This is a genomic window from Allokutzneria multivorans (genome assembly GCF_039537405.1).
Lineage (GTDB): Bacteria > Actinomycetota > Actinomycetes > Mycobacteriales > Pseudonocardiaceae > Allokutzneria > Allokutzneria multivorans.
In genome coordinates this window covers 173,274-185,157 of record NZ_BAABAL010000013.1, presented here as the reverse complement: position 1 = coordinate 185,157, position 11,884 = coordinate 173,274, and the positions used below count along the sequence as shown (strand labels likewise).

11 protein-coding genes are annotated in these 11,884 nt (G+C 70.1%); 8 read left to right on the top strand and 3 right to left on the bottom strand.

The features are described from left to right. Positions 1-51: 51 nt before the first annotated feature. The gene (locus tag ABD798_RS18920) at positions 52-513 is read left to right on the top strand and encodes a VOC family protein (protein WP_344876580.1); all 462 of its coding nucleotides are present in this window, start codon (positions 52-54) and stop codon (positions 511-513) included. A 208-nt stretch (positions 514-721) separates the two neighbouring features. On the opposite strand, the gene ABD798_RS18915 is transcribed toward ABD798_RS18920, so the two are convergent. Beyond that, positions 722-2,212, bottom strand: a complete 1,491-nt coding sequence (locus ABD798_RS18915) for an ArnT family glycosyltransferase (RefSeq protein ID WP_344876578.1) — start codon at positions 2,210-2,212, stop codon at positions 722-724. Positions 2,213-2,292: 80 nt separating this feature from the next. Continuing rightward, the gene (locus tag ABD798_RS18910) at positions 2,293-2,883 is read right to left on the bottom strand and encodes an ABATE domain-containing protein (RefSeq protein WP_344876576.1); all 591 of its coding nucleotides are present in this window, start codon (positions 2,881-2,883) and stop codon (positions 2,293-2,295) included. A 49-nt stretch (positions 2,884-2,932) separates the two neighbouring features. On the opposite strand from ABD798_RS18910, the gene ABD798_RS18905 reads away from it, so the two are divergent. From ABD798_RS18905 to ABD798_RS18875, 7 genes are all read left to right on the top strand, one after another. Then, positions 2,933-3,622 (top strand): metallophosphoesterase, encoded by a 690-nt coding sequence (locus tag ABD798_RS18905; RefSeq protein WP_344876574.1) that lies wholly within the window; start codon positions 2,933-2,935, stop codon positions 3,620-3,622. Between the two features lie 3 nt (positions 3,623-3,625). Next, positions 3,626-4,213: a LysE family translocator gene (locus ABD798_RS18900; protein WP_344876572.1), complete on the top strand. Its 588-nt coding sequence runs from the start codon at positions 3,626-3,628 to the stop codon at positions 4,211-4,213. Positions 4,214-4,221: 8 nt separating this feature from the next. Next, positions 4,222-5,277, top strand: a complete 1,056-nt coding sequence (locus tag ABD798_RS18895; protein ID WP_344876570.1) for a serine hydrolase domain-containing protein — start codon at positions 4,222-4,224, stop codon at positions 5,275-5,277. Between the two features lie 385 nt (positions 5,278-5,662). Beyond that, positions 5,663-7,105: an alpha/beta hydrolase gene (locus ABD798_RS18890; RefSeq protein ID WP_344876568.1), complete on the top strand. Its 1,443-nt coding sequence runs from the start codon at positions 5,663-5,665 to the stop codon at positions 7,103-7,105. A gap of 51 nt (positions 7,106-7,156) precedes the next feature. Further along, positions 7,157-7,879, top strand: a complete 723-nt coding sequence (locus ABD798_RS18885) for a MerR family transcriptional regulator (RefSeq protein WP_344876566.1) — start codon at positions 7,157-7,159, stop codon at positions 7,877-7,879. A gap of 11 nt (positions 7,880-7,890) precedes the next feature. Further along, complete coding sequence (locus ABD798_RS18880) at positions 7,891-9,345, top strand: alpha/beta hydrolase (protein WP_344876564.1); 1,455 nt, start codon at positions 7,891-7,893, stop codon at positions 9,343-9,345. Positions 9,346-9,456: 111 nt separating this feature from the next. Beyond that, positions 9,457-10,311, top strand: coding sequence for a hypothetical protein (locus ABD798_RS18875; RefSeq protein ID WP_344876562.1), 855 nt, complete (start codon positions 9,457-9,459; stop codon positions 10,309-10,311). A gap of 176 nt (positions 10,312-10,487) precedes the next feature. Here ABD798_RS18875 and ABD798_RS18870 read toward each other — a convergent pair whose 3' ends face one another. After that, positions 10,488-11,783: a haloacid dehalogenase-like hydrolase gene (locus ABD798_RS18870; protein ID WP_344876560.1), complete on the bottom strand. Its 1,296-nt coding sequence runs from the start codon at positions 11,781-11,783 to the stop codon at positions 10,488-10,490. Positions 11,784-11,884 lie beyond the last annotated feature (101 nt).

Genomic DNA, 11,884 nt, shown 5'->3' with positions numbered 1-11,884 from the left:
CCGCAACGCGTGTCAGGGTGGCGCTCGCCGACCCACGAACGGAGCTACGCGATGAGCCGCCACATCCAGGTCACCTTCGACGCCCACGACCCGAAGGCGCTGTCGACGTTCTGGGGCGAGGTCCTGGGCTACGTCCACCCGGCCCCGCCCGGCGTCGAGCTGCCTCCGGGCGCCGATCCGCTCGCGGCCTGGGACGACTTCCTCGCGAGCGTGGGCGTGCCGGAGGACCAGCGCAACACGCGCTCGGCGATCGAGGACCCTTCCGGGCACGGCCCGCGGATCTTCTTCCAGCAGGTCCCGGAGGACAAGGTGGCGAAGAACCGCCTGCACCTCGACGTGCGCGCGGCTCCCGGTCTGCGCGGCGAGGAGCGCATGGAGGCGTTGGAGGCCGAGTGCGCGCGGCTGGTCGCGTTGGGCGCCACGCGAGTGCGCCGTGACGATCCGGAGCCGCCCATGAACGCGGGCTTCATCGTGATGACCGACCCCGAGGGCAACGAGTTCTGTCTCGACTAGGGCTAGCCCTGCAAGTGGTCGCGCTGCGCATCCCAGTCGCAGTCCCGCCCGGGGGTTGGGGTGTCTTCAAGACCAGCAAACCCCTCAGTTGATCATCGTTAACCGCCGCAAACCCCGCGGTCTTGCGGGGGGTTTGCTGTCGTTGAAGACGGTTGGGGTGGGGGTTGGGTGGTCTTGAAGACCGGCGAACCTGATGACTTGGCGGGGGCTAGGTGTAGAAGCGGCGGAGGGTGGGCCAGAGTTGTGGCCAGGGGGCGGCCGGGGCGGCGCAGAGGGTGATCTGGGTGCCCTGCTCCTGGTTGTCCAGGCCGATGCCGTTGTCGTGCGCCGTGATCACGCGACAGCCGGTGAAGCCCTCGTGCGACTTGAAGCCGACGAGCACCACGGGGCCGTTCTTGGACTCCGGCGGAGGACCCCAGTCGGCGTAGGACATGTGCCCCGAAAAGGCTTGGGGCAGGCCGTGTTCCGGGCCGTAGCGGTCGATCGCCCCGGCCTGGCCGTAGTTCCTGGCAAGGATGACGGCCTTGTCTCGCTGCCCCAACGGGATCTGCTGCCACACACCCGCGACGGTCGCGGTGAACGCGGGCCAGCCGACCTGCTCGGCCTGCTCCTTGTTCACCGCCAGCACGAAGCTGCCGCCGAGCGCGGAGGCGGGCAGGAGCGGCAGCGCCACGAGCACGGACGCCACCACCGAGACGAGCGCGCCCGCGCCGTTGAGAAGCCGCCCGGAGAGGGGTGTGCTCCGCGAGAACCAGTCCGAGGCGGACCCCGCGCCCGCAGTAACCAGCAGCAACAACAACGGCATCGAGTAGTACGGCTTTCCGCCCAGCACCAACAGTTCCACGCAGACCACGAGGTAGCTCACCGGCAGCGCGCGGGCCCAGCGCAGCTCAGGTTCGCGCCACAGCCGCCGCATTCCCGCCAACCACACCGGGACGAGCACCGGCAGCAGGTACACCAGTTGCAGCGGAACGAACATGAGCCGGTTCTCGCCGCCGTCCTGCGAGCTGATGCCCGCCGCCACGGTCAGCTGCGGGAACCCGTGCGCGATCTGCCAGATCACCAACGGAGCCGCCAGCAGCGCCGTCACGCCGACCCCGGCGGCCAACCACCACGTGCGCAGCACCGAGCGGGGCCCGACCAGCAGCACCGCCGCGCCCAGCGCTGAAACGAGCAGCAGCACCAACCACTTGTTCGCGAGCCCGACCCCGATCGCCGCGCCGATCGCCAGCCACAGCCGCCCGTCGCCGGTGCGCAGCAACCTCAGCGCCAGCAGGCCGATCACCGACCACACCAACAGATCCACGGTCGCGGTGGACAACATGTGCGACACCACGAGCACATAGGTGGACAGCGAGGTCCCCGCCGCCGCGAAGACCTGCGCCCTGGCGTCGCCGCCGAGTTCGCGCGCCACCAACGCGATCACCACCACGACCCCGACGGCGAGCAGCGTTGCGATCACCCGCACTCCGCTCGGCGTGTCACCGAACAACGCCGAGCCGATCCTGGCCAGCAGTGGCGTGATCGGCGGCTGGTCGACGTAGCTCCAGTCGAGGCGCTTGCCCGCCGCGAGGAAGTACAGCTCGTCGCGGTGGAAGCCGTACCGCCCGGACAGCACGGTGAGGACGAGCGCCTGGAGCACGGCGACGAGCCCGACCCCTCGGAACGCGAAGGGCGGCAACGGTCTCGGTTGGTCCATCAGTCCTCCGCGGCTCGGGGAAGTCCCGCTAAGAGTACGAAACGGACAAGTGGGATCGGTCGGGGTGTCTTCAACGCCGGTCAGGTGGGATCGGGGCGGTGTTGGCTGGCGAAACGGGCGGCGCGGGCTCGGTTGCCGCACGAGGTCTTGCACCACTGCTGGCGCCCGTGGTCCTGCACGAAGTACCGGACGCAGCGCGGTGCTTGGCAGGAGCGCAGGCGTGCGGCGAGCGGGCCGGTGAGGAACTCGACGACGGCCAGCGCGAGCACGCCTTCGATGAGTTTCTGATCTTGCGCGGCGGTCTGGAACCCGCGCCGGACGCCGGAGTCGTCGATGGCCACGGTCGGTTGCAGGCGCAGCGCCGTGATCGCGGCCTGGAGCACCGAGGCGGCTTCGGCGTCGCTCATCCGCTGCTGGCGCTCGACGCGGCTCGGCGGGTGCGGTGAGACGGTCGCGGCGAAGGCCGACCTGGCCGCGAAGCGCAGCGCGCGCAGCCGCTCCGCCTGAGCCGATGAGCGTGGCGTGAAGTCGGAAAACCTTGCGGCACACCAGGAGTTGACGCCCGCGTCGTCGGCGAACGCGTCGGCGACACCGCCGTTGCCGTCGTGCGCGATCGTGCTGACGAGTGCCATGGCGGTCTCGCCGCCGGAGCCCTCCGCGAGCTCGAACATCCCCACCTCCGCTAACGGTTAAATCAGATTATCCGTTATGTTGGCGAGCATGACAACCACCCTGCTGCACGTGAGCGACCCCCACCTGGACGGCTCGGCGGCGCGGGCGGCCCGGCTCCGAGCCGTGCTCGACCTGCTCCCACCCTCGCGCACGCCCGACGCGATCGTGATCACCGGAGACATCGCCGACACCGGATCAGCCGGCGAGTACGCGCAGTTCAACGGCCTGGTCTCGGGGCGCGCGCCGTGGCTGGCCGTGCCGGGCAACCACGACGACCCGGCTCAGCTGCGCGGAAGCGTGCTCGACGTCGGTGATCTTCGCGTCGTGGGGCTCGACACGACGGTTCCCGGCGAGGACCACGGCGTGCTCCGCGAAGACGTCGTCGAGCAAGCGATCGAGCAGGCCCAGGGGGCTCGCCGGGTGGTTCTCGCGCTGCACCAACCGCCGGTCGCGATCGGCCACGCCTACGCCGATCCGACGGGCCTGCGCAATCCCGACGCGCTCGCGCGGCTCATCGAGCGCATCGGCACCGTGACGGCCGTTCTCTGCGGCCATGTGCACACGCCCACGGTGTCGTCCTTCGCCGGAGTGCCTGTGATCGTCGCTCCCGGAGTCGTCTCCGCGCTGCGCCTCGATCCCGATCACCGGCCGTTGACCAACCGCGAGCACGCGCCGGGCTTGGCGCTGCACCGCTTCGACGACGGCGCCGTGACCACGACGTTCCACTACGCGAGCTGAGCGATGCCACCGCTCGCGGCGATCATCGGATTCGGGTTCGCGATCCTGCCGGTCGTGCTCACCCCCGGCGCCAGCTTCACGCTGGTCGCGGCACACGGGGCTGCTCCCGTTGTCGTGCGGCGGGTCGTCCTCGGCACGGCGCTCGGCATCCTGAGCCACGCGGCGCTCGCGGCACTCGGGCTCTCCGTGATCGTCATGGAGTCCGCGCAGCTCTACCGGCTCGTGCAGGTCGCGGGTGCCCTGTGCCTGATCGGCCTCGGAGTCGCCTCACTGCTTCGCGGGAGGCGCGTCACAACTGCGGCTCGGTCCGAAGAACCCGTGCGCGTCCACACGGCCTTCCTGATGAACCTGCTCAACCCGAAGGCGGCTGCCGTCTACCTCACGCTCGCGCCACAGTTCCTGGCCAGCAACGCTTTCACGGCCGCGAACGTGCTCGTGCTCGCCCTCGTGCACGCGGTGCTCATGGCGTGCTGGCTGACCACGTGCGCAACTGTCCTGCGCTCGCTGCGTGCTTTCGCTCTGCACATGGCGCGCATCGGCGGAGTCGTGCTGATCGCGTTCGGCCTCACAACGCTGCTGCGAGTGCGATGATCGCGCACATGGAGCGCGTTGCTGAGTTCATCGAGGCGGAGATCGCAGCCGGTCGCGTGCCGGGCGCGGTGATCGGTGTCGTCCACAATGGACAGACGGTCTTCTTCGAGGCGTTCGGGCACCTCGACCCGGCGCAGGGGGTGGCGATGCCGGAGGACGCCCTGTTCTGGATCGCGTCGATGAGCAAGCCGATCACGGCGGTCGGCGCGCTGCTGCTGGTGGAGCGCGGGCAGCTCGTGCTCGACGAGCCGATCGGCACCTACCTGCCCGCGTTCGCCGACAACGCTGTCCAGCCGACAGTGCTCGATCTGCTGCGGCACACCGCCGGTATGCCAGAGGGGCTCCTCGGCGACACGCCGGTGCACCGGCTCTACGCCGAGGCGGTCGGTGACGGCATGACGGACCTGACCGGCGCGGAGTTCGTCGAGCGCTTGAGCGCGCTGCCGCTGCTGCACGAGCCCGGCGCGATGTGGCACTACGGCTGGGGCCTCGACCTCACCGGGCTGATCATCGAGTCGCTCACCGGCCGCTCGCTCGGCCAGTTCCTGCGCGAGGAGGTCTGCGCACCGCTGGGGATGACCGACACCACCTTCGGCGTGCCCGACGGCCGGCGCGACCGCTACGCCCGCCCGCTGACCGGACACGTGCTGCCCGAACTGTCCCGCGCGCGATTCCACTCCGGCGGAGCGGGGCTGGTGAGCACGGCGGGCGACTATCTCAAGTTCGTGAAGATGCTGCTGGACAAGGGAAATCCCGTGCTCGGCCGCAAGACCGCCGAGTACATGCTCGCCGACCAGCTCGCGCCCGGCACCGACACCAGCAGGCTGGAGAAGCGCGGGTGGAACCCCGGGCACGGCTTCGGGATCGGGCTCGCCGTGCGGCGGCGGATCGGTGGCGCGCCGACGCCGGGCTCCGTCGGCGAGGTGACGTGGCCCGGCGCGGGCGGGACGACCTGGTGGGCCGATCCGAGCGAGGGCCTCGGCGTGGTGGTCATGGCGCACACCACCGCCAAGATCGAGCCCCAGATCCGCTCGCTGGTCCTGCGCTCGCTGGACAGGGCCTAGCGCCTGTCCCGCAAGTGGTCGCGCTGCGCATCCCGGTCGCAGTCCCGCCGAGGGGTTGGGGTGTCTTCAAGACCACCAAACCCCGCTGCTGATCATCGTTAACCCCCGCAAACCCTGCGGTGTTGCAGGGGTTTGCTGTCGTTGGAGACGGTGGGGGTGGGGGTTGGGTGGTCTTGAAGACCGGGGAACCTGAGGACTTGCTGGACAGGGCCTAGATCGTCTGCCTGGCGCGCTCCGCCTGCTCCTCGGCCAGCTCGATTTCGGAGTCGTCCTCGTCGGGTTGACGTCGCCCGGCTCGGGAGCGTTCCCTTGACCATGCCGTGACGGCACGGTTTCTACTCGGTTCCAGCGGGCTCAGCGCCCGCACTCGTTGATCGGGGGAACCATGAGGAAAGCCGTACCGATCGTCCTCGCCGTGGCGATGGCGACAGCCGTGCCCGTCCTCGCGCAGGCCGCGCCGCCGCAGACCGCGCTGAAGTGGGGAGACTGCCCGAAGCCGGGGGCCACCGCGCCGGGAATGCAGTGCACCACCCTGGACGTGCCCTTGGACTACAAGGACCCGAAGGGGCGCAAGATTGAGATCGCGGTCTCGCGCCTGGCCAGCACGAACCCGGCGAAGCGGCGGGGGGTGCTGCTGACCAACCCCGGTGGGCCGGGCGGGTTCGGGCTGGACTTCCCGGCCACGCTCGTCGCGCTCAAGGTGCCGCAGAGCGTGCTGGACAGCTACGACATCATCGGCTTCGACCCGCGCGGGGTCGGCCGCAGCACGCCGGTGACGTGCGATCTGACCGAAGAGCAGCAGCTGAGGGGCAACGTCCCGCCCTACGCGCGCGACGCGGCCGACGTGGCCAAGCACGCCGAGAGGTCCAAGGCGGTCGCGAAGCAGTGCGCCGAGTCGAAGACCGCGTACATGCTGCCGCACACGAGCACGGCGAGCACCGCGCGCGATATGGACAGCATCCGGGAAGCCTTGGGGGAGAAGAAGATCTCCTTCCTGGGCTACTCGTACGGCACGCACCTCGGCGCGGTCTACACGACGTTGTTCCCGCAGCGCAGCGACCGCATCGTGCTCGACAGCAACCTGGTCCCGGAGGGCTTGGACCGCGAGGGCGGGCGCATGATGGGCCGGGGCGTCGAGGACCGGTTCCCGGACTTCGCGAAGTTCGCCTCCGCGAAGCCGGAGTACGGCCTGGGCAGCACGCCTCAGCAGGTGGAGGCGAAGTACTTCGACCTCGCCGCGCGCCTGGACCGCGCGCCGGTGCAGGGCGTGGACGGAGCGACCTTCCGCCTGATGAGCTTCGGCCTCAGCTACGGCGACGGGCAGCTGGAGCTGATGGCCAGGATCTGGCGCGCGCTCGACACCGACCAGCCGTTGCCGCCGATCCCCGGGGACCCGACCGGCCTGGAGAACAAGATCGCCAGCCACCTCTACGTGATCTGCAACGACTCCCGCTGGTCGAGGTCGGTGGCCTCCTACCAGCACGACGTCGCCGTCGACCGCGTGCGCTACCCGAAGTTCGGCGCGGCCGCCGCGAACATCCGGCCGTGCGCGTTCTGGCAGACCGAGTCCGCTGAGCCGCCGGTGCGGGTCGGGGACAACGGGCCGTCGAACGTGCTGCTCGCGCAGAACACCCGCGACCCGGCGACGCCGCTGGCCGCCGCGCGGAAGATGCGCCACGCGCTCGGTGATCGGGCGCGCATGGTGACCGCTGATCAGGGCGGCCACGGCACGTTCCTGATCGGCAAGAACACGTGCGCCAACGACGTGGTCACGAAGTTCCTGACCACGGGCGAGCGCCCGACGCGCGATCTCACCTGCGGTGCTTGACCATGCCGTAGCGGCATAGTTTTCACTGGATGACGGCGGAGGGGAGAAGTCGTGGGGTGGAGCACCAGTCAGCTCGCTGAGCTCGCCGGGACCACCCTGCGCGCCGTCCGGCACTATCACGAGGTGGGCCTGCTCGCCGAGCCCGAACGCCGTTCCAACGGCTACAAGAGCTACGGCGTCGCCCACCTCGTGCGGGTGCTGAAGATCAAGCGCTTGACCGGCCTCGGTCTCTCGCTCGCGCAGATCGCCGAGCTGGGCGAGGACGACGAGCACCCGCGCGAGGTGCTGGACGAGCTGGACGCCGAGCTGGCCGCGAACATCGAACGGCTGCAACGCGTGCGCGAGGACCTGGCCGTCGTGCGCAGCCACGCCGTGCCGATCGAGCTGCCGCCGCACATGGGCAGGGCCGTGGTCGACGCCGCGGTCTCGGCGGCTGACCGCTCGCTCGCCGCGGTGCTGAACCAGGTCCTCGGCCAGGAAGTGCTGGAGACCTACTCGCGGGCGCTGACCGAGGCCGGTCCCGACCCCGTCCAGCAGGAGTTCGACCGGCTTCCCGCCGACGCCGACGAGGCGACGCGGCAGGACCTGGCCGAGCGCATGCGTGATTCACCCCAGGTGGTGAAGATGCGCGAGACCTTCCCCGAGGTGGAGGACCTGTGCGCGGATTCGCCGCGCGGCAAGGACTTCGCCATGCGCACGATCGGACTCGCCGTGGTCGACATCTACAGCCCGGCGCAGATCGACGTCCTGCTCCGGATGAACAACACCGACTGAGAAGGAACACCATGCGCAGAACCGTCACCCTGGTCGCCGTCGCCCTGGTCGCGGCAGCGATCCCGGGGGCGACCGCGACCGCCGAGCCGAGCGCGGTGCGCTGGGGCGCCTGCCCGGAGGGTGCGAGCGCGCCGGGGCTGGAGTGCTCCACTGTGGAGGTCCCGCTGGACTACCGGCAGGAGAAGGGACGCGAGATCGCGATCGCGGTCTCGCGCCTGGCCAGCAAGAACCCGGCGAAGCGCCGGGGCGTGTTGCTGACCAACCCGGGCGGCCCCGGCATCGCGGGGCTGACCTACCCGGCGACGCTCGCCGACCCGAAATGGGTCCAGCGCCTGCCGCAGGAGGTGCTCGACGCCTACGACATCATCGGCTTCGACCCGCGCGGCATCGGCCACAGCTCGCCGGTGACCTGCGACCTCACGGCCGAGCAGCAGGCCCAGGCCACGTTGACGTACGCGAACACCTCCGCCGACGTCGCCAAGCACGCCGAGAAGATGAAGGCCGTCGCCGAGCAGTGCGGGCGCTCGAGCTCCGCGTGGATGCTGCCGCACATCACGACGGCGAACACCGCGCGCGACATGGACCGCATTCGAGAAGCCTTGGGGGAGAAGAAGATCTCCTTCGTCGGAGCCTCGTACGGCACCTACCTCGGCGCCGTCTACGCGACGTTGTTCCCGCAGCGCGGCGACCGCGTCGTGCTTGACAGCAACCTCGGCCCAGGCGGCTACGACCTCACCGCCATGCGGGCGTTCGGTCGCGGGCTGGAGGACCGCTTCCCGGACTTCGCGAAGTTCGCCGCTGCCAAGCCGGAACTGGGCCTCGGCAGGACTCCGCAGGAGGTGCGCGCGAAGTTCTTCGACCTCGCCGCGAAACTGGACAAGAAGCCCGCGCTCGGCATGGACGGCACGCTCTTCCGCGCCGCCACGTTCGGATTCCTCTACCGCGACGAGGACGTTCCTGCGCTGGCCGACCTCTGGAAGGAACTCGACAAGGACCAGTCCGCCGCGCGCTCGGCCGCCGCTGCTGCGCCCGCGGACAACGGGAAGGTCGGCCGTCTGCACGTGATCTGCGGCGACTCCAGCTGGCCCAAGTCCGTCCAGTCCTACCAGCGCGACGTCGCCGTCGACCGGATTCGCCACCCCCTGATCGGGGCGGCCGCCGCCAACATCGGGCCGTGCGCGTACTGGCCCTCCGAGCCCGTCGAGCCGCAGGTGCGCATCACCGACCGTGGCCCGTCGAACGTGCTCCTGGTGCAGAACGAGCGCGACCCCGGCACTCCGCTCATCGGTGCGCAGAAGCTGCGGCGCGCCTTCGGTGACCGGGCTCGGCTGGTGACCATCGACCAGGGCGGCCACGGCGTCTACGTGTTCGCCAAGAACAAGTGCGGCAACGACGCCGTGAACGAGTTCCTGCTCGGCGGTCAGCTCCCGGCGCGCGACGCGACCTGCGCGGCCGAACCCGCCTGACTGCCTTTCTGGGTTCGCGTTCTTGAAGTGCCGGTGCGCTCGGCGACGGGGGTGGGTAGGCATGCGCCCGACATCCCCTGCCCCTGTCGTCGAGAAGCCCGAGGAGTCCTCGTGCCGAGAAGAACCACGACCCTGCTGATCACCGCCGCCATCGCGATCGGCGTGCCGCCGCCCACCCACGCGGACACGCCGATCTGGGTCGGCGCGAGCACCGGCTCCGACGGAAAGGCCTGGTCAGTCGCTCAGGAGGAGATCGGCAGCGGCAAGCTGAGCTACCGCCGCTCCTTCGACCAGACGCTGCCCGAGCCGTCCTCGGCGAACTGGCACGCCGCCGGGTCGAAGCACTGGTACTCGGCCAAGCCGATCGGCAAGGACGTGCAGGCCTACATCGACGGCAAGCACGACGAACAGCTGGGCGCGCTCGCCCGCTCACTGCCCGCCGGGACGATCTTCACCGTGTACCACGAGCCCGAGGACAACATGTCCGGCGCGACCTTCGCCAAGCTCATGCGCAAGACCGTCACCGTGGTGAAGGCCGCCAACCCCGGCGTGCGCGTCTGGTACTCGGCCATGGCCTACCAGTGGGAGACCAACTCCAAGGGCAACGTGGGCAGCTCCGACGGGTGGATCGACGCCGCCCGCGCGGCCGACGGCGTCGCGCTGGACATCTACGCCGGACCGGGCGACGCCACCCCGATCCGGGCCGACAAGGGCTTCAAGCGGTGGTGGGACCTGATCAAGGTGCCGAGCGGGAAGCCTTGGGGCATCAGCGAAAGGGGTATCGCCGAGGAGCACGGTGAGCAGAAGCGCGTCAGCATGCTCATCGACGACTGGGCGCTGGCCAAGGAGCGCGGCGCGCACCACTTCCTGTACTGGCAGCACAACAACGACGGCAGGTGGAAGCTCTCCACGGAGGCGGAGAAGGCGGCCTTCCGCGTGATCGCCGCCCAGGGCCGCCAGCGCTGACCCCTCCACCCGCGAGCCCCGCCCCGACCGTCTCCAACGACAGCACACCCCACCAGGCCGCAGGGTTTGCGGCGGTTAACGATGATCAACAGCGGGGTTTGGTGGTCTTGAAGACACCCCAACCCTCGGCGACGCCGTGACCGGCGCGCCTGGGGGTTGGTGAGGCCGGGGTGGGGTCAGCGGGCGTGGACGGTGTCGAGCTGGTCGGGGATGACGGTGCCGTCATCGCGTCGCACTGGGCCGAGCGAACCGTTCGGGTTCACATATCCCGTTGAGGCGCAGGGGTAGCTGCCTTCCTTGCGCGGCAACGGTTCGATGAACATCGGGTTGATCACCCAGCGGCCGTCGGCGTTGTCGTAGGCCTTGCAGAGGACCTCGTTCTGGTTGCGGTTGAGCACCACGTGCGCGCCCGTGGCGTCCTCGACCATCGACACGTCGGTGTTGGCGTCGCCGCCGACGATCACCGGCCGGTGCGCGAAGTCCTGCCGCTGCCACGCGGCGGGGCCGCGCACGCCGAAGGCCTCCTGGTTCAGCCAGCAGCGCTTGCCCTCCACGTACGGGATGTCCTCGCCGCCGCCGTCGGGTTCGCCGCCGCAGCCCTTGACGGTCGTGGTGATCCGCCCCCTGCGGTCGAGCACGTTGCGGATCGCGATCACGCGGTGCCCGCCGATGCCGACCCCGGCGGCCCACGGCTCGGTGATCGGCGCGGCTCCCGCGGAGTCGATCCACACGTCGAACCCGGCCCGCTTCAGCGTGGTGATCAGGTCGCGCATCTGCGGGTAGTAGCGCGCGTAGGCGTGGATGGTGTGGCTGCCGACCTTCTGCGTCGCGCCGATCGGAGCGGCGAGCGCGGCGGCGCGGGAAGCGCGCGCGATGGCGTTGACCTCGGCCTCGGTGTGCCCGGCGAACAGCTGCGCGACCCACGCGTACTGCGGCACCGTGCGCCGCCGGTTCCAGTCGCCGGAGAACGCGTTCTCGCCGCTGGTCAGCTTGGCGCCCTCGCGGATGGAGAAGATCTCGTCGGTGCACGCCGGGTTCGTGGAGGTGCGCAGCGGCCTGCCGACCGGGACGTCGGTGCCGCACGCCTCGGTCAGGCGCCGCACGGCCTTCTCGGTGAGCCACGGGCTGGTGTCGGCCCAGTTCGCCGGGCGCAGCAGCTCGTCGTGCTTGAGCGCCCACGCGATCGCGAGGTCGGTGATGTCGTTCTTGGTGACCGTGTTGTCCCAGTCGAAGGCCGCGACCGGGCGCTTGCCGTGCCCCCTGAGCAGTTCCGGGTGCGAGCAGCTGCCGCGCTCGTCGATGACGCGCTGGAGCCGCTGCCTGTTGTCGCCGAACCACTCCAACGAGGACGACAGCTTCGGGCACCTGAACGAGTCCACAGTGGACTGTCCTGGTGGCGCGCCTGCCGCGGGCAGTGCGGTGCTCAGCACCAGGACCGCCGCGACGGCTGTGCGAAGGAACGTCATGCGCATGGATCGACTCTCCGGCTGCTCGACTGCACCTCGGACCGGCCCACGGTACAGACAGGTGCCGCCAGTCAGCTCGTGGAAGTGAGGGGGTGGGTGAAATCTGT